The sequence below is a fragment of the Fodinibacter luteus genome (assembly GCF_039541575.1).
Lineage (GTDB): Bacteria > Actinomycetota > Actinomycetes > Actinomycetales > Dermatophilaceae > Fodinibacter > Fodinibacter luteus.
The window spans coordinates 173,728-191,808 of the sequence record NZ_BAABGM010000007.1 but is presented as its reverse complement, the minus strand read 5'-3'; the positions used below and the strand labels follow the sequence as shown (position 1 = coordinate 191,808).

16 protein-coding genes and 1 riboswitch are annotated in these 18,081 nt (G+C 74.2%); of the genes, 4 read left to right on the top strand and 12 right to left on the bottom strand.

Annotated features, from left to right (window positions below; all coding sequences use genetic code 11):
* Positions 1–8 precede the first annotated feature (8 nt).
* Entirely contained in the window at positions 9–938 is a 930-nt protein-coding gene (locus ABD899_RS05860; protein WP_345203404.1) for a copper chaperone, read from the top strand.
* 115 nt (positions 939–1,053) lie between these two features.
* On the opposite strand, the gene ABD899_RS05855 is transcribed toward ABD899_RS05860, so the two are convergent.
* The 3 genes from ABD899_RS05855 to ABD899_RS05845 all read right to left on the bottom strand — a co-directional run bounded on the left by ABD899_RS05855 (position 1,054) and on the right by ABD899_RS05845 (position 3,075).
* Entirely contained in the window at positions 1,054–1,731 is a 678-nt protein-coding gene (locus tag ABD899_RS05855) for a class F sortase (RefSeq protein ID WP_345203400.1), read from the bottom strand.
* Complete coding sequence (locus ABD899_RS05850) at positions 1,731–2,357, bottom strand: hypothetical protein (RefSeq protein WP_345203399.1); 627 nt, start codon at positions 2,355–2,357, stop codon at positions 1,731–1,733. Before ABD899_RS05850 ends, ABD899_RS05855 begins: the two co-directional genes overlap by 1 nt.
* 337 nt (positions 2,358–2,694) lie before the next feature.
* Positions 2,695–3,075, bottom strand: coding sequence for a LysM peptidoglycan-binding domain-containing protein (locus ABD899_RS05845; protein ID WP_345203397.1), 381 nt, complete (start codon positions 3,073–3,075; stop codon positions 2,695–2,697).
* A gap of 249 nt (positions 3,076–3,324) precedes the next feature.
* Here ABD899_RS05845 and lexA point away from each other — a divergent pair, with 249 nt between their 5' ends.
* Positions 3,325–4,047: a transcriptional repressor LexA gene (lexA, locus tag ABD899_RS05840; RefSeq protein ID WP_345203394.1), complete on the top strand. Its 723-nt coding sequence runs from the start codon at positions 3,325–3,327 to the stop codon at positions 4,045–4,047.
* A gap of 47 nt (positions 4,048–4,094) precedes the next feature.
* Here the strand turns inward: lexA and ABD899_RS05835 are convergent, their stop codons facing one another.
* Genes ABD899_RS05835 through ABD899_RS05825 form a run of 3 tightly spaced genes read right to left on the bottom strand, consistent with a single transcriptional unit; the run spans position 4,095 to position 5,995 of the window.
* Positions 4,095–4,520, bottom strand: a complete 426-nt coding sequence (locus ABD899_RS05835; RefSeq protein ID WP_345203392.1) for a DUF4259 domain-containing protein — start codon at positions 4,518–4,520, stop codon at positions 4,095–4,097.
* 54 nt (positions 4,521–4,574) lie between these two features.
* Positions 4,575–5,114, bottom strand: coding sequence for a GNAT family N-acetyltransferase (locus ABD899_RS05830; protein ID WP_345203390.1), 540 nt, complete (start codon positions 5,112–5,114; stop codon positions 4,575–4,577).
* Positions 5,115–5,134: 20 nt separating this feature from the next.
* Entirely contained in the window at positions 5,135–5,995 is an 861-nt protein-coding gene (locus ABD899_RS05825) for an NAD-dependent protein deacetylase (RefSeq protein WP_345203387.1), read from the bottom strand.
* Between the two features lie 289 nt (positions 5,996–6,284).
* Here ABD899_RS05825 and ABD899_RS05820 point away from each other — a divergent pair, with 289 nt between their 5' ends.
* Together ABD899_RS05820 and ABD899_RS05815 are read left to right on the top strand one after the other, a co-directional pair.
* Entirely contained in the window at positions 6,285–8,378 is a 2,094-nt protein-coding gene (locus ABD899_RS05820) for a hypothetical protein (RefSeq protein WP_345203486.1), read from the top strand.
* 147 nt (positions 8,379–8,525) lie between these two features.
* Positions 8,526–9,479: a LysR family transcriptional regulator gene (locus ABD899_RS05815; protein ID WP_345203386.1), complete on the top strand. Its 954-nt coding sequence runs from the start codon at positions 8,526–8,528 to the stop codon at positions 9,477–9,479.
* A gap of 162 nt (positions 9,480–9,641) precedes the next feature.
* Here the strand turns inward: ABD899_RS05815 and ABD899_RS05810 are convergent, their stop codons facing one another.
* The 6 genes from ABD899_RS05810 to ABD899_RS05785 form a co-directional block, all read right to left on the bottom strand.
* Positions 9,642–12,071, bottom strand: coding sequence for a ComEC/Rec2 family competence protein (locus ABD899_RS05810; protein WP_345203385.1), 2,430 nt, complete (start codon positions 12,069–12,071; stop codon positions 9,642–9,644).
* Between the two features lie 140 nt (positions 12,072–12,211).
* The gene (locus ABD899_RS05805) at positions 12,212–13,303 is read right to left on the bottom strand and encodes a helix-hairpin-helix domain-containing protein (protein ID WP_345203383.1); all 1,092 of its coding nucleotides are present in this window, start codon (positions 13,301–13,303) and stop codon (positions 12,212–12,214) included.
* A 137-nt stretch (positions 13,304–13,440) separates the two neighbouring features.
* The gene (locus ABD899_RS05800) at positions 13,441–14,040 is read right to left on the bottom strand and encodes a glycerol-3-phosphate acyltransferase (protein ID WP_345203381.1); all 600 of its coding nucleotides are present in this window, start codon (positions 14,038–14,040) and stop codon (positions 13,441–13,443) included.
* Positions 14,041–14,043: 3 nt separating this feature from the next.
* The gene (locus ABD899_RS05795; RefSeq protein WP_345203380.1) at positions 14,044–15,120 is read right to left on the bottom strand and encodes a DegV family protein; all 1,077 of its coding nucleotides are present in this window, start codon (positions 15,118–15,120) and stop codon (positions 14,044–14,046) included.
* A 169-nt stretch (positions 15,121–15,289) separates the two neighbouring features.
* On the bottom strand, positions 15,290–16,225 hold the full coding sequence (locus ABD899_RS05790) for an acyl-ACP desaturase (RefSeq protein ID WP_345203377.1): 936 nt from the start codon (positions 16,223–16,225) through the stop codon (positions 15,290–15,292).
* Positions 16,226–16,348: 123 nt separating this feature from the next.
* A complete protein-coding gene (locus tag ABD899_RS05785; RefSeq protein WP_345203375.1) occupies positions 16,349–17,818 on the bottom strand; it encodes an aminotransferase class V-fold PLP-dependent enzyme in 1,470 nt (489 codons plus the stop codon).
* Between the two features lie 45 nt (positions 17,819–17,863).
* Positions 17,864–17,980: riboswitch (SAM riboswitch) on the bottom strand.
* Positions 17,981–18,081: the final 101 nt, after the last annotated feature.

Below are 18,081 nucleotides of genomic sequence, written 5' to 3'. Positions count from 1 at the left end.
CGGGCGCGATGACCCCCGAGGCCCGCGCGCGCCGGCGCATCCGCACGCCGGTGCTCGCCGTGACGGCATGCGCCTGGGTCGTGCTGCTCGCGGCCGGGCCCCTCGCCTCGCCCGGTGGGGTGGGGTCTGCCGCGTCGCCGGCGGTCGCGGCATCCTCGGGGCACGTCCACCACCTCGTCGGCTCAACACCGGGCGGGGAGGATGGAGCGGTGGGAGCGTCCGCGGGAGCGGCCGGGGCGGCGGGAGCGTCGGCCGGGGCGGCCGGGGCGGCCGGAGCGTTAGCTGGGGCGACGGGACCCGCGTCCGCCGACCGGCCGGGGGCCAGCGGGTCAGGCGTGAGCGTCCCGGCGTTCCTCGCGGGATGGCTCGTCATGCTCACCGCGATGATGGCGCCGCACACGATGGCGGCGCTGCGGCACGCACACGCCCGCACCCTTCCGCGGCGGCGCCCCATGACCCTGGCCCTCGTGCTCGGGGCCTTCACCGCGACCTGGGTCGGCGGCGGTCTCGTGCTGCTCGTTGCGTCGACGGCGCTGTCGATCCGGGCCGGTCGCGCCGACCTTGCCTTCGCCGTGGCGGTCGTCGTCGCGGCGGTCTGGCAGGTGTCGCCGGCGAAGCAGCGGTGCCTCAACCGGCACCACACCCGTCCCCCGCTGGCGGCCTTCGGGTGGGCGGCCGGCGCCGACGCCATCCGGCTCGGCGGGCGGCACGCGGCCTGGTGCTTCGGCTCGTGCTGGGCGCTCATGCTCGTCGCCCTGCTCGCCCCGGGGTGGCACGTGGCGGTCATGGTCGTGGTCACGGCGTGGATGTGGGCGGAGCTCCTCGACCGGCCGAGGAGCCCGGCGTGGGAGGTCCGGGTCCCCCATCGAGCCGCGCGGGTCGCGCGGCAGTACGCACGCGGCCATCAGCTGGGTCGGCCGGTGGCGGGAGGCGCCTGAGCTCGGACCCGACACCCGGCGTTGGGCTTCGGCTTCGGTCCGTGGCGGGAGCCGCCAACGCACGGACCCACCACCGGGCATCCGCGTCCGGCCCGGGCCGGGACCGCGCCTGTGCTCAGACCCGCTCGGCGATGACGACGAAGTTCGCCTTGCGGTGCCCGTCACCGCGGAACCCGAACGCGTCGTCGCAGGTGATGATCGCCAGGCGCGAGCGCGACGAGTTGGGCCCCCACACCGTCTGGTCCGTGGTGACCTTGACCTTGTCGATCGCAGCCGCCCGGGTCACCCGGTAGGTGATGGATTTCCCGTCCTCGACGACCTTGACCGTGTCCCCCACGCCGACGTCAGCCAGGTCGGCGAACACGTCGGGCCGGCTGCCCGTCGCCACGTGCGCCGCGATGACCGCGGTGCCGACCCTGCCGGGACGAACGCGGTCGTACCCCCGGAACCACATGACGGTGCCCGGGTCGGGATCGATCGTGCCGTTCGAGCTCAGGCCTCCTCCCGCCATCCGGTGGTCAAGATCGATGGCGGGGATCTGGATCCGCAGGCCGGCCGCCGAGGGCGGTTTCGACGCCGTGGCCGACGGCTTCGGCGAGGCGCTCGTCGCGGACGTGGTCGGCGTGGGGCTCGGTGTGGTCGTGCCGGGCGTCACCGTCGGCGGGGCTGACGGGGCCAGGGTCGCCGCCGTCGCCGACACCGACTCGCCGTCGCGCTGCATCATCCAGGTGAGCAGCGCGACGGCGAGGACGGTCAGTGCCACGCCCACCGCGAGCAGTGGGCGGCGGTTCATCAGCGGTGGTCGCCCTGACGACGGCGGCTGACGACGATCACACCGGCACCGGCGACAAGCGCCGTGGCCGCAGCGGCGAGACCGAGGCCCGCAGCAGAGCCGCTGTCAGAGACCCGGTCGGTCTCGACAACCGGACCCTTGACCGGGGGCTTGGGCTTCGGCTTGCCCGGGGTCTCCTCCTCGGGCTCCTCAGGCTCCTCCGGCTCGAGCTCGGCGATGCACAGGATGACGTGCGAGTTGTCCTTCTTGTTCGAGTGGGCCAACTTGTCGCCGACCTCAGGCTCGACGACAACCTCACTGGCGTCTTCGCCCCCGCCCGCCTTCACAACCCCCAGGACGTAAGCCAAGTCGGCATCATCCACGTCACCAAAGACCTCGTCGATCTGCTCGTCCGTGAAGAAGTCCTCGATCTCGGGGACGACGAACGGCGTCTCGGGCGAGCCCTCGTTCACGCAGAGCGCGAGAATCCCCTCTTCCTCCAAGAGGTAGTTCTCCCAGAACCAGGTCTTGTTCTCGTCGGGATCCACAGGGGCCGCCGAGGCGGGGGCCGCGAGTGCGATGGGGGCCGCGACGAGCGCGGCGGCACCCACGAGGGGTATGAGGGATTTGATGACGCGACGGTGCACGGGCGAGACCTTTCGGCTTGTGTGTGGCCGGCGAGGCGGCCACACCAGTGGTGTACGTGTGCAGATGTAGGGCAGCCCACGGCGACGTGTCACACCCTTGCGCGCTGAACCCTAGGGCCCCGGCCACCTCGGGGGAAGCACCTGCTCCGTGTTGTGGCCGAACGGACGAGTCACCGGAGGCCGAACGATCCTCAGCCCCCGAGTCCTCGCCGCGCCAGGACAGCACGAAGGGCGCCGCTCCCCTGCACGGGGGCGACGCCCTTCGGCGTTCTGAGTCGGGTCGAGGGACTCAGGACACGGGGCGGCAGGCGCGGACGACCGTCGCGCCGGCCGGTGGTCAGGACCGCGGGATGACGAGCTGTTGGCCGGCGCTGATCTGGGCGGTGCTCAGCTCGTTCGCGAGCTGGATGGCGACGATGCCCTGGCTGATCGGAAGCTCGGGCAGCTCGGCGAGCGCGATCTCGGACAGGGTCTGGCCGGGAGCGACCGTCACCGAGCGGGACGGCTCGGCCGCGCCGGCACCCCGAAGCCCGGTCATCCCGAGGGCCGCGGCGAGCGCGACGGCGAGGACGACGAGCGCCCAGCGGCCGCGACGCGTGAGCCGCAGCGCGCCGGCATCCTGCTCACCACCACCCGGCAGGACGACGAGGTGCGGCCGGCGCCGGACCGGCGACCCGGCATCCACGAGGTCGGTGGGCCCCCATGCGAGTGCGCTCATGCTCTCTCCTCCATCCCGACGGCCACGGCCATCGTCGAACCGGTGTTCGATAGAACGTCTGTACGAGTTGTAGCACGGATGTTCGACCGCTTCAAGACACACCTCGAAGAAATGTTTGAAATGTGTGTACGAGACTCGTACGCTGTCCTCATGCAGGAGATCCTGCCGACGAGCACCGACAGTTGGCCCGACCTGCGCAGACACCCGGTCCCGAGGGGGCCGGGGGCGGATGACACCGAAGGGGTCGACATGGCACGTCCGAGGAACGCCGACATCCACGAGATGCCCGACCGCGGCGACGGCGGGGCACTCACCCACCGCCAGCGCAAGGTCCTCGAGGTGATCCGCAACTCGATCGACCGCCGCGGATACCCCCCGAGCATGCGCGAGATCGGTGAGGCCGTCGGGCTGACCTCCCCGAGCTCGGTCGCCCACCAGCTCTCCGCGCTCGAGCGCAAGGGCTTCCTGCGCCGCGACCCGAACCGGCCGCGCGCCATCGAGGTCATCTCCCCCGACACCGCGAGCGACGAGCCGGGCTACCGGGGCGCCCCCGAGCACGACGACGTCGACGTCACGGGTGTCAACGACGCCCGACCCGAGGCCACCTACGTGCCGGTGCTCGGCCAGATCGCCGCCGGCGTGCCGATCACCGCCGAGGAGGTCGTCGACGACGTCTTCCCGCTGCCCCGCCAGATCGTCGGCGAGGGGTCGCTCTTCCTCCTGCGGGTCGTCGGCGACTCCATGGTCGACGCCGCGATCTGCGACGGCGACTGGGTCGTCGTGCGCCAGCAGCCGACCGCCGACAACGGCGACATCGTCGCGGCGATGCTCGACAACGAGGCGACCGTCAAGACCTTCAAGCGCCGTGACGGCAAGGTGTGGCTGCTCCCCCACAACCCCGCGTTCTCACCGATCGACGGCGACCACGCGACCATCCTCGGCAAGGTCACGGCCGTCCTGCGCCGGATCTGAACCCTGCGCCGATCTGAACCCCGCGCCGGATTGTGACGGCGAGGCCGTCAGTCGTCGCGGTCGCCGAGCCAGGCCAGGGCCCGGCGGCAGGATGCCGTGACGTCGTCCGCGAGCCCGGCCTCGTCCCACAGCTCCCACCACTCGTTGTCCTGCGAGCGCACCGCCCGCCGCAGCACCTGGCGCGACTTCTCGACGAGCTCCTCGTCATCGGTCGGCAGCGGCTGGTTGACGAGCCACGCCGGCAGGTAGGGCTCGCCCCGGGCCGCCTCGGGGTTGACCGACGCGCCGACCGCGGCGGCGCCCGCCACCGCCTCGCACATCTCCGGCGCCTCGACGTACCCCGTGGCGAGGAGGACGACGTCGAGCGCTCCGAGCACCCGGCCGGGGCGCTGCGCCCGCGGCAGGTCCTCGAGCGCGTCGAGGAAGTCGAGGGCGTCGTCGTTCTCGAAGGGTCCGGACCCGGTTGCTCCCATGCTCGCAGCGTACGCGGCGCCGGGTCGCGTCCGGCGCCGGCATCCGAGGAGGGCCTACCGCACCCGCTGCCACCACGCCGTGTCGACCCAGCGGTCGAACTTGCGGCCCACCTCGCGCAGGAGCCCAACCCGCTCGAAGCCGACGGCTGCATGCAGCGCCTCACTCGCGGGATTGGGCTGGGCGATGACGGCGAGACACGTGTGGATGCCGTCGGCGTCGACCCGGCGGAACAGCTCGTCGTACAGCGCCCGCCCGATCCCTCGGCCGTGGGCGTCGGCGTCGAGGTAGACCGACGTCTCGCGGGTGCCGTCGTACGCCGGTCGCGGTCGGTACGTCGCCGCATACGCCATCCCGAGCACCCGGCCGTCCTCCTCCGCCACGACGACGTGGTCGCCGGGCCGCCTCGACGCGACGCGCTCGGCGAACAGCGTCGGCGGCTGCGGGTCGACGTCGAACGTCGCGAGGGTGTGCCGCACCGCGTCGTTGTAGATCTCGGCCATCGCGGGCAGGTCCGCCGCGGTCGCCGTGCGGATGACGACGCCACCGGACGCGACGCCACCGGATGCCGTGCGGCTTCCTACCCCGCGCGTCACCTCCGGACCGGGCCCGGCCATCAGGCGGCGAGGCCGGCGCTGACCACCGCGGCGAGGGTCGGCGCGAGGGGCCCGTCGACGCGCAGGGTCATGAGGTCGTCGCCGCGGGTCGGTCCGCGCGTCACGGCCATGACCGGGATGCCGCGCTTCGCCGCGTGGCGCACGAACCGCAGCCCCGACATGACCGCGAGGGAGGAGCCGAGCACGAGGAGGGCCGGCGCGGCATCCGTGAGGGCGTAGCACGCGTCGACGCGCTCGCGCGGGACGGAGCCGCCGAAGAAGACGACGTCCGGCTTGAGCGTGTGGGCACCGCAGACGGTGCAGCGCGGCAGGTGGAAGCCGGCGACGAGGTCGTCGTCGAGCACGATGTCGCCGTCCGGCCGGATCTGGCTGCTGACCCGGGACCCGTCCGGGGCCTCGCCGCTCGCCAGGGCCTCGAAGCCGGGGTTGGCCTCGGCCATCCGGGCCTGGAGCAGGTCCCGGTCGGAGCGGGTGTCGCAGGTGAGGCAGACGACCTCGGCGAGGCTGCCGTGCAGCTCGGTGACCTCGCGGCTGCCCGCAGCCTGGTGCAGGCCGTCGACGTTCTGGGTGATGACCGGCCCGAGGACGCCGCGGCGCTGCAGCACCGCGACGGCGTGGTGGGCGGCGTTCGGCTCGGCGTGGCTGAACCGCTGCCAGCCGATGAACGACCGCGCCCAGTAGCGCTGGCGGGCCTGGCTCGAGCCGACGAAGTCCCCGTGCTGCATGGGCGTGACCCGGCGGGTGCCGTCCGGACCGCGGTAGTCGGGGATGCCGCTGTCGGTCGAGATGCCGGCGCCGGTGAGCACGAGGGTGCCCGGGTGCGCGCGAAGGAGGGCGGCGAGCGCGGCGGCGTCCGGCATACCGCCGATCATCGCATCCGGGACGGACACGACACGCGATCCGGCCGGCACGCGCAGCCGGTCGGCCGACCGGCCGACCGGCCGACCGGTCAAGGCACACCTGAGGATGCCGTCGCGCAACTCGGCTGCTTCTCCGGGCGATACCGCGTTCACGCGTTGCTACTTTCCCTGGTGGCCGCATCTCGCATGCCGGCCGGGCCCGAACCACCGCGGCTGGGCACCACCCGAGCAGCCGCGTCTCTCGCAGGCCACAACGACGTGGCCGTGGAAGGAGCACACCGTGCGCAGAATGATCAGGGGGGTCGTGGCGGGGGCCGCCGCGCTCTCCCTCGCAACCATCGGCACCATGACGACCACCGCGCAGGCGGAGACCACCGGTGACCCCGGTGACCCCACCATCGTCGTCGACCTCAACGACAGCGAGGCCGGCGGCACCTACGAGCAGGAGTTCGAGCGGGTCTACGCCGGCGAGACCGAGGACGGGACCCCCGTCTACATCTACGTGCCCACCGGCGCGCTCAAAGGGGTGGACGGCGTCGGCAGCCTCGATCCGCGATTCGACCCCACTCCCGGTGACGACTTCACGCCGTGCGCCGACAACGCCGCGGCCGACTACGTCATCACCCAGGAGCAGATCGACTACCTCGGCGACGAGCTGACCAACGACATCGTCCCGGTCAACGAGCAGCACTTCGGCCCGATCGGCCTGGCCGACCCTGCCGCCGAGGACAGCGACGCGCTCGTCATGCTCGTCTACAACGTGCAGGACGAGTCCTACTACGACTGCTCGGTCTCCACCTACACGGCGGGCTACTTCGCGCCGGAGTACATCAACGAGGCCGGCATGAACGTCATGGTGATCGACGCCTTCGACTGGGCCAACCGCATCGGGGACCAGTCGTCGAACCCCGACGGGCAGTCCGAGCTGTACGAGGGTGTCATCGCCCACGAGCTCGAGCACCTGCTCATGAACTACTCGGACCCGGGTGAGGTCTCGTGGGTCGACGAGGGGCTCGCCGACATGGCGGTCTTCCTCAACGGCTACGACATCGGCGGCTCGCACCTCACCTACCACCAGGTCTTCCACCGCGAGGCGTCGCTGACCCGCTGGGGCGGTGGGCTCGAGAACTACGGTGCCTCGTTCACCTACTTCCTCTACCTGTGGGAACAGGCCGGGGGGAACGGCGATGGGACCTTCGACGCAGACGGTGAGTACGACGGCGCCGGTGGCGACCTGCTCATCAAGCTCATCTTCGAGAACGAGCTCGACGGGATGGCCGGCGTCCAGGCGGCCATCGACGAGTTCAACGAGCGGACCGGGGCGAAGCTGCGCTCGGCCGAGGAGCTGTTCCAGGACTGGGCCGTCGCCGTCAAGCTCGACGACGAGGACTCCGAGGTCTGGGACTTCATCAACATCGACTTCGGCAACCCGGCCTACACGAGCTGGACGGTCGACATCGCGAACGACGAGTACTGGAACAAGCGCGGGCAGTACATCGGCCGCGTGCCCGAGGGCCGCTGGGCGAACAGCAACCGGGTCCCCGCCCAGAGCGCGCTGCCGTTCGGTGTCTCGTACGAGACCTTCCGCAACCTCGGCCGCAACGTCACCCTCGACTTCGAGGGCAGCCCGAACGAGCAGGTGGCGCCCCACAGCGGTGACACCCACTGGTGGGGCGGTGCGGAGAGCCAGAACGAGAACATCCTCGACGTCGACACCCCCGTCACCGAGGGCGACGTCGTGGACTTCTGGACCTGGTACTTCATCGAGGACGGCTGGGACTACGGCTACGTCGAGGCCCTCGTCGACGGTGAGTGGGTCACCGTGCCCCTGGTCGACGACAGCGGCACGGAGGTCACGACGAGCACGAACCCGCACGACAACAACGAGGAGGGCAACGGGCTCACCGGCACGTCGGGCGGTGCCTACTTCGTCGACGACCCGGAGTACATCCACCTCCGGACCGGGCCGCTGCCCGCGGGCACCGAGGACGTGCGGTTCCGCTACTCGACCGACGCGGCGTACCTCGACACCGGCTTCTTCGTCGACGACGTGTCGATCGACGGTGCGGCGGCGACCCTGTCCTCCGAGCCGGGCCACTGGGTCGAGACCGACGGCGCCCAGGACAACATCTGGGTGGTCCAGATCCTGTCGCCGTGCGACCTCACCCCGTCGGGCGACACCGAGGGCGAGATCGTCGACGACGCGGGCAACCACGTCTACCGGTTCGAGGGCGACTCGATCCAGGAGACGGGCTTCGTGACGACGTGCCTGGCGAACAAGGAGGAGATCAGCGTCATCGTCTCCAACCTGCCGACCGGTGACATCGACGTCCTCGACGCCGGCTACACGCTCCGGCTCACCGGCAGCAACAAGAAGGGCTAGCCGACACGGCATCCGACTCATTGCGGATCACCCACCTCCGGAACGGCCGAAACGGCCCGCGGAGGTGGGTGATCTGCCATCGGTCGAGGCATCACGTGGGGTTGGGGAGGCTGGCATCCGGATAACTCGGCGTTATAGAATGGCTCCATGATCGACGCCGCCGGCCTCCGGGTCATGAAGGCCATCGCCGACGAGGGCAGCTTCACCGCGGCCGCGGCCGCCCTCGGCTACACCCAGCCCGCCATCTCGCAGATGGTGCGACGCCTCGAGCAGCGCACCGGCACGGTGCTCGTCGAGCGGGTCGGCCGCAACGTGCGCCTCACCGAGGCCGGCGAGGTGCTCGCCCGCCATGCGACACCGGTGCTCGCGGCCATCGACGCCGCGGAGGAGGAGGTCGCCGCGATCGCCGGCCTGCGCAGCGGGCGGGTGCGCCTCATGGCCTTCCCGTCAGCGTCCGCGACGCTCGTCCCGCGGGCGCTCTCGCTCGTCAAGCGACGCTTCCCCGACGTCAGCATCACGCTCACCGAGGCGGAGCCCCCCGAGAGCCTCGCGGCGCTCAAGGCCGGCGAGTGCGACCTGGCCGTCGCCTTCGCGTACGAGGGCACCGACGTCGGCCGCGGCGAGGAGGACCTCGACCAGTTCGTCATCACCCCGCTCCTCGACGACGAGGTGCGCCTCGCCGTGCCCGAGGGCCACGACGTCGCCGGCCAGGAGCACGTCGATCTCGCCGACCTCGCCGCGGAGCCGTGGATCGCCGGGTGCCCGCGCTGCCGGGGGCACCTCCTCCAGCTGACCCACGACGCCGGGTTCCGCCCCGACGTCGCGTACGAGACCGAGGACTACGTCGCGGTCATGGGCCTGGTCGCCGAGGGCCTGGGCGTCGCGCTCATCCCCGACCTCATCCTGCGCACCGTGCACCACGGCGACGTCGTCGCGCTGCCGATCACCCCGGCATCGCGCCGGTCGATCATGGCCGTCACGACCTCGGACCTCCAGCGGGTGCCGGCGGTACGGGCCACGCTCGACGCCCTCATCGAGAGCGCCGCCACCCAGTCGACCGCACCGACGGTGCGCGCCCCGGACCCGGCCTTCTCCATCTGAGGGGCGACGCCGGCGTCCGTGTGCCCGGCGGGAGGCGCGCGGCATCCTGACTCGCCCGGGACGCCGCGGCCTCCGTGTTCGCCCGGCGAGCCGCACGGCATCCCCGACCCTCCGGCTGCCGGATGCCGGCCGCTCGCCACCGTGCCACCCCCCGGCCGGCGATCACCGTCCCGTCACGACGACCACCCCTCCCCCGTGCTCGACGACGGCGACGTCACCGTGCTCGTCGGTGCGGTAGACGGCGTACCCGTTGCGGCGCAGCAGGTCGAGGTGGCGGGGCGCCGGGTGGCCGTAGTCGTTGTCCTCCCCCACGCTGATGACACCGACCGGAGCGGCGACGGCGGCCATGAGCGCGTCGTCGAGGTTGGCCGACCCGTGGTGCGGGGTCTTGACGACGTCGAACCCGGCTGCCGCGACCGCCATCGACGGCTCGCGGCGCAGCCGGAGCAGGAGGTCGTGCGCGGCCTCCCGCTCGACGTCACCGAGGAGCAGCGCGTCGACGCCTCCCGTGCGCACGGCGAGCACGACGCTCGCGTTGTTGGCGACCGACCCGTCGGCGATCCGCCGCCACGGGCTCCACACGACGGCGTCGAGGTCGCCGACGGTCAGCCGGTCGCCCGCCCTCAGGGCGTGCACGGGGATGCCGTGGGCCGCGGCGAGTGCCTCGACCGCGCCCGCCGCGTCGGCCGGCTCGCGCACCGGGCTGGCGAGGACCTGCGCGACGCGACGCCCGTCGAGGGCGCCGACGAGGCCGTCGACGTGGTCGGCGTGGAAGTGGGTGAGGACGACGGCGTCGAGGGTCGTGACGCCGAGCCGGCTCAGGCAGCCGTCGACGAGCGGGGGGTCCGGGCCCGCGTCGACGAGCACGGCCCGCTGCTCGCCGCTGCGCAGCACGACGGCATCCCCCTGCCCGACGTCGCACACGACGACCCGCCATCCGGTGGGTGGCCACGTGACGCTGCGCGTCGGGACGAGGGCGGCGGCGACGAGCACGGCCGAGCCGAGCGTGAGCACCGGGTGCGAGGCGACGAGCGCCACGAGTGCGCGGCCGGTGAGGAGGACCCCCAGGGTGAGGGCCGCGAGGAGGACGGCACCCGGCGGGCCGTCCGGCCACGGCAGCGTGCCACCGGGCACCCGGGAGAACCACCGTGCGACCCCCGCGATGCCCCACGCCGGCAGCACCCCGGCCCACGCGACGAGCTCGGCCCCGCGGGCCCACACGACCGACACGAGGGCCGCACCGACGCCGGCGACCGTCGCGACCGGCACGAGCGGGGCGGCGAGGAGGTTGGCGAGGACGCCGACGACGCTCACCGAGCCCTGGAGCACGACGACGAGCGGGGCCGTCATCACCTGGGCGGCGACCGGCACGGCGAGGGCCGGGCCGAGGGGGGCGAGCCGGCGCGGCAGCCGGGCCCCGATCGCGTCGCCCCACGGCCGGGTGAACAGCAGGAGGCCGAGCGTCGCGACCGACGACAGCGCGAAGCCGAACGAGCGGGCCAGCCACGGGTCGACGGCGAGGACGACGACGATCGCGGCGCCGAGCACGGGGGGCCCGGCGGAGCGTCGTGACCGGCTCAGCCCGATGAGGCCGATCGCCCCCATCGCGGCCGCCCGCACGACGCTCGGCTCGGGGCGGGCGAGGACGACGAAGCCGGCGAGGGCCACGAGGGCGAGCACCGGCCGGGCCCGGCGCGGGATGCCGAGGAGCACGCACAGGCCGAGCACCAGACCGGTGACGACGGCGACGTTGCTGCCGCTCACGGCGGTCAGGTGCGTCATGCCGGTGACGCGCATGGCCTCGGTGAGGTCGTGCGGGGTGCGGCTCGTGTCGCCGATGACGAGGCCGGGCAGGAGCCCTCGCGGGTCGGCGGGGGCGTCGTCGACGGCGCCGCGCAGCCCGGCCCGCAGCCGCTCCGCCCCGGCCGCGACGGCCCCGGGGGGTACGAGCAGCTCCGGGACGCCGACGACGGCGAGGGTGGCGACCCGGTCGTCGGCCCGCTCGGTCGGGCCGAGCCGGCCGCGCACGAGGACGGTCGAGCGCCAGGCCGGCTCCGCGAGGGCCGCGTCGCCGGTGAGCAGCACGGGAGCCCCGGTGGCGCGACGGGAGCCGCGGGCGTCGAGCCTGACGATCATTCCTTCGCGCAGCACCCGCGACCGGTCGCCACGGCCCGGCAGGCTGAGCCCGTCACCGGTGAGCACCACGACGGCGGTGACGGCGGCCCGCTCGGCCGAGAGCGTGTCGACCCCACCCCGGGCTCGCACGACGGCGTGACCGGCCGCCGCGACCTGGAGCAGGAAGAGGAGCACGAGCCCGAGCACGAGTGGCCCCCCGACGAACCGCACGGATGCCGGGAGCGCGCGGCGTCCGCGGCGCCCGCCGCGGCGCCCGCCGCGGCGCCCCGGAACGGCGAGGAGCGCGGCGAGGGTCACGGACGCACCTGCCACGACGAGGTGCCCGCTCACCGACAGCCCGAGGGTCGCGGCTGCCACGACCCACGCGAGGACGGCGGGCGCGAGCAGCCGGAGGTCCGTCGGGGCACGGCCCCGAGGCGCGGAGGTCGGGGCGACCGGCGGCCTGTCGGGCGCCACGCCGCTCACGGCACGCCCTGCGCTCGCGGCACGCCCTGCGTTCGCGGCACGCCCTGCGTTCGCGGCACGCCCTGCGCTCGCGGCACGCCCTGTCCGGTCGGGCGCAACGTCGCCCACCGCGACCCGGGACTCCTCGGACGTCACAGCCTGACGAGCGGGGTCAGCTGGGCCAGCAGCTTCTCGCCGATGCCGCTCACCTCGCCGAGCTCGTCGACGCTCGTGAAGCGGCCGTGGGCGGTGCGCCAGTCGACGATGCGCTGGGCCAGCACGGGGCCGACCCCGGGCAGGGTGTCGAGGGCCGCGAGGTCGGCGGTGTTGAGGGGGACGAGCCCACCGGCACCGCCGCCCGGAGCGACCGGGCCGGGACCCGGACCCGCCACGGCACCCGTGTCGACCGGGTCGCCGGGGGCGGGCACCCGCACCTGCTCGCCGTCGACGAGCACGCGCGCGAGGTTGAGCCGGGCCAGGTCGGCATCCTTCGTGGGCCCGCCGGCCGCCTCGACGGCCTCGGAGACGCGCGACCCGATCGGCAGCTCCAGCACCCCAGGCCGGCGCACCTGCCCGACGACGTGCACGACGACGACGCCCGCGGTACGGCCCGCGGCGCCGCCCGCAGCACCGCCCGCCCCGCCGGACTCCGTCCCCCTCCCAGGTCCGCCCTCCGCCCCGGACGCATCCGGACCGGCACCCGGTGCAGGCGCGACGGCCCCCGCGACCGCACCGCCGGCCGAAGGCGTCACCCCGACCGGGACGGAGCCGGCGGCCAGGCCCGTGGGACCGGCCCGCGACCCACCGCCCGGCGCGATGACGGTGCCCTCCCCCGCCGACCGCGCCCACGCCACCCGAAGCCCGAAGACCGCGACCGCGAGCACCGCGACGACGACGACCCCGAGGACGGCCGCCCGCCCCGGCTGCCATCGAGCCCCGACGAGGGCGACGGGCAGGCGGACCCACCCCCGGGGCCCGTCGACCCGGGCGTGCCTGCTCCCGCGCGGCACGTCCTCACCCCGGTCGTCGACGCGCCGGTGCCCGGGGCGCTGCTCGACGGCCCGCCCCGGGCGTCCCTCGTGCGGCCGCCCGGGCGGGCGTCGCTCGTTGTCGGGGGCGCCGGACCGCCGCGCGGCGGGCTCCACGGCGAGGTCGAGCTCGGTCGGCACGTAGGCTCGCGGGCTCGACCGGAGGCGGGCGAGCGCCCTCGGCGAGAGGTCTTCGAGATGGTGACGGCGCGGCATCCCACGACGGTATGGACGGCAGCCCGGCTCGCCGAACGGGCGCCCGGACCTGTGGACGACCCCGCCTCCGGGTCCCCGCTGTGGACGAACCGCCCGTGCACCCCGGGTCTGGTGTCGACGGGGATGCCGGGGTGCGATCAGCCGGTGCGGCGCTTCCACCAGGCGCGGATGTTGCGCCGGTGCCGCGACAGCACGAGGAGCGACAGCCCGAGGAGCCACGCACCGACGACCGGCTCCACGAACGACACGAGCCCGAGCGCCGCGGCGGCCCCCACGACGGCGACGGCGACCATCGTCACGACCGAGGCCTCCCCGACGAAGGGCAGCACCGTCTTCGCGAGCGCGAAGACGACGAGAGCCACGAGCGCCACCACGGGCTCGACGGCCAGCACGGCTCCGAGCGCACTGGCGACGCCCTTCCCACCCCGGCCGCGCAGGAACGGGCTGAACATGTGGCCGAGCACCACGGCCGTGCCTGCGACGACCGCCGGCACGGTGCCCATGGTCCGTAGCACGAGGAGCGTCGGCAGCCACGCCTTCCCGACGTCGAGGAGGAGCACGACCACCCCCCACCTGCGCCCGAGCACGCGGCCGGCGTTCGTCGCCCCCGGGTTGCCCGACCCGGACGAGCGCAGGTCACGACCGAAGGCTCGGGCGAGCAGGGAGGCCGGGTTGACCGAGCCGATGAGGAAGCAGACGACCGCGACGACCGCGACCTGCAGGACGAGCGGCTCCATCGGTCAGCGCGCCGTCCCCGCGTCCCCCGTGTCACCGGCGGTCCCGGTCGGCGAGCCCCCGACGTCCGGGGGGACGACTCGCGGGGCGACCCGCGGGACGACGGCCACGGCGAGCGTCCCCGGCCCGACGTGCGCCCCGACGACCGCCCCGAGCTCGACGACCCGCACCGCCCCGCGGTCCCCGATCCGGGCCCGCAGCCGCTCGGCGAGGCGCTCGGCCCGGTCCGAGGAATCCAGGTGCTGCACCGCGACGTCGACCCCGAGCCACCCCTCGCCCCGGGACCCGTCGCCCGGCGACCCGTCGCCCCGGGATCCGTCGCCCCGGGATCCGTCGTCCCCGGATCCGTCGCCCCCGGATCCGTCGCCCCCCGACCCGTGCCCTCGCGACCGGGTGCCGCGCGTCGCGCGCCGGCCCGCCGCCTCGACGGCCTCGACCGCGAGGTCCTCGAGCCGCGCGATGGCCCGCGACGACGTGCGCACGCGCTCGAGCGGCACGATGTGCCCGTCGCGCAGGCCGAGGATCGGCTTGATCGACAGGGCCGAGCCGACGAGCGCCCCCGCCTTGCCGATCCGCCCACCGCGACGCAGGTACTCCAGGGTGTCGACGTAGAAGACGACGGTCGCTCCGGCGCACGTCGCACGCACGGCCTCCGCGACCTCACGGGCCGTCGCGCCCCCGGCGGCCAGCCGTGCGCCCGCGAGCACGGCGTACCCCATCGCCATCCCGAGGGCCCGGGAGTCGACGACGGTGACCGGCAGCGGTGACTGCGCCGCGGCGAGCTCGGCCCCCCCGATGGTGCTCGACATCTCGGCCGAGATGTGGACCGACACGACGGCATCCGCACCTCCCGCCGCGGCCGCCTCGTAGGCGGACAGGAACGCCGCGGGCGCGGGCCGCGACGTCGACACCGGGATGAACGAGCGCAGCGCCGCGGCGACCCCGGCGGCGTCGATGTCGACGCCCTCGGCGTGCTCGCGGCCACCGACGACGACGTGCAGCGGGACGACCCGCACGTCGAGGCCGGCGAGGAGGTCGGCCGGCAGGTACGCCGTGGAGTCGGTGACGAGGGCGGTGCTCACCCGAGCAGGCTAGTGGTCCGGCCGGCCCGCCGAGCTCGCGCGCTCCGCCGGCTCACGCCCGTCACGCGGCTCACGCCGGCCACGCGGCTCACGCCCGTCCGGCGGCTCACGGCCACCGCCGGCTCACGGCCACCGCCGGCTCACGGCCACCGCCGGCTTGCCTGCGGCCTCAGGCGTTCTGGCGAGCCGCGAGCTTCGCGGCCCGCTCCTCGCGCTTCTCGACGAACCGGGTCGCCTCGGCGTCGAGCGCCCCGACGGCGTCGGAGAGCCGGTCGCGCGCGGCCTCCCCCTCGGCGTCGAGCCCCTCGAGCTCCCACACCCCCCACTGCCGCAGGAGCGGCTGGACGATGTCGTCGTGGTGGATGCGCAGGTCGTAGATCCCGGCCATCGCCATCTGCACGGCCTTGCGCCCGAACCCGGGGATGATCGCGCCCGGCATCTGGAAGTCGACGACCTCGTCGGTGATCGCCCGCATCGTCTGGCTCGGCGTGAGCTCGAGCGCCGCCTGGACGATGTTGCGGTAGAAGATCATGTGGAGGTTCTCGTCCTTGGCGACGCGGGTCAGCATCTTCTCGGCGATCGGCTCGTCGGTGTACCGCCCGGTGTTGCGGTGCGAGACCCGGGTCGCGAGCTCCTGGAACGACACGTACGCGCAGACGTTGAGCAGCGGCTTGTCGCCCGAGTCGTAGCCGGTCTGCATCGTGTCCATCCGCGCCTGCTCGAGCTCGTCGGGGTCGACCCCGCGGGTCACGAGGAGGTAGTCGCGGATGCAGAACGCGTGCCGGCCCTCCTCGGCCGTCCACCGGTTGACCCACTCGCCCCACGCGCTGTCGCGGCCGAAGGCCCGCTCGATCTCGCGGTGGTAGCTCGGCAGGTTGTCCTCGGTGAGCAGGTTGACCTCGAGGGCGGTGCGGGCGATCGGGCTGAGCTGGGACTGCTCGACCGACCAGGGCTCGCCGCCGAGCTCCTTGAAGTCCCGGCCGAGCGACCACGGCACGTACTCGTGCGGCATCCAGTCCTGCGCGGCCTTGAGGTGCCGGTCGAGATTCTCCTCGGCGACCGGCTCGAGGGCGCCGAGCAGCGCGGTGGTGTCGAGATCGGCCATGGGTCCTCCTCGGTGGGGGACGTGACGGCGGTCATGTCCTCGGGACCTCAGCCTGCACCCTCGCGCGCCCCGGGACCACCCGTCCGCGCGGACTTTCCCGGATGCCGTTCGCTCGCCGCGCGCTCACCAGGGCAGCGGTGCGCCCGCCTCCCGCGGGTCGTCGACGGGGACCCAGCCGTGCTCGGGCGTGTGCTCGTACACGGTGCCCGGCCCCTCGTCGGCGAGCACCGCGACGGCGGCGAGCAGTCGGTCGACGTGCTCGTCGGTCGTCGCGAGGCCGGCGCTGACCCGCACCGCGGTGTCGTGCTCGTCCGAGCCCTCGCCGAGGAGGGTGTCGACGAGGATGTGCGCGCAGAACTTGCCGGCGCGCACCCCGATGCCGTGCTCGGCCGACAGCGACGCGGCGACGAGGTGGCTGTCGAGTCCGTCGACGGTGAACGTGACCACCGGGCCGCGCTCGGTGTCGTCGCCGAAGAGCGAGTAGGTGCTCACCCCGTCGATCGCACGCAGCCCGTCGAGGAGGCGCCCCGTGAGCCGGGACTCGTGCTGCTCGATGGCGGCACGGTGCTCGCGGATCGTCGCGCACGCGGCGGCGAGGGCGACCGCGCCGAGCACGTTCGGGCTGCCGGCCTCGTGCCGGGCCGCACCGGTCGTCCACCGCGTCGTGCGCTCGGTGACCTGGACCGTGGCTCCCCCGCCGGCGAGGTAGGGCGGCGCGGCATCGAGCCAGTCCCGGCGCCCGGCGAGCACGCCGGTGCCGAACGGGGCGTGCACCTTGTGCCCGGAGAAGGCGACCCAGTCGACCCCGAGCGCGTCGACGTCGATGGGGCGGTGGGCCGCGGACTGCGCCGCGTCGAGCAGCACGCGGGCTCCGTGGCGGCGCGCGATCGCGGCCAGCCGCTCGACCGGCCACAGCTCCCCGGTGACGTTGCTCGCGGCGGTGAGCACGACGAGGGCGTGGTGCGGGCGGCGCGCGGTGCCGGGCGGCAGCTCGCGCAGCGCGGCGTCCAGGAGCAGCTCGGCGTCGCGGGTGCTGCCCGGGACGGGGAGGCGCACCGTGTCCCGGTGGCGCCACGGCAGGAGGGTCGCGTGGTGCTCGGACGCGAAGACGATGACGGTGGTGTCCCGCGGCAGTGCCCGGGCGAGCAGGTTGACCGAGTCGGTCGTGCCGCGGGTGAACACGACGACGTCGTCCTCGCGCGCGCCGACGAAGCGGGCCACCTCGTCGCGGGCCGCCTCGTAGTGGGCGCTCGTCACCCGCGACAGCCAGCCGGTGCCGCGGTGCACGCTGGAGTAGGTGCGCGTCGCGGTGCCGACGGCGCGGGCGACCCGCTCGAGGGCCGGGGTCGACGCGGCGTGGTCGAGGTTGGCGTAGTCGACCCAGTCACCGGACAGGGTCGGCACGAGGTCGGGGCGCACGACCGACGGCAGGTCGCGGCTCCCGGCGCCGTGGTGACGACCAGCGGATGCCGTGGCACCGGCATCCGTGGACGACCCGGCCGGGCGGGTGGTGGCCGGGAGCGCGTCGTCGGGGACGGCCCGCAGCCGGGGACGGCGGTGGAACGAGGGGGGCGTGCTGCTGGCGATCGACACGGTAGGGGTCTCCCGGGGCTGGAGGACCTCGGGGGCGATCCCGGGATCCCGCGCTTGCCGACGACCAGTGGGGTCGCCGACCAGGTCGTCACCCGGAGCACCCCACCGCGGAAGGAGGGTTGCTGGCCAGCGAGCCGGGGCTTGTCACTGGCACTCATGACCTACGGGAGCAAGCGTAGGAGCGCGACCCGCGGCACGGCATCCCCGGTCCATGACCCGAGACGTGCGGTCGCCGGGCCGCCGCGCCGCAGATCGGCCGGGAA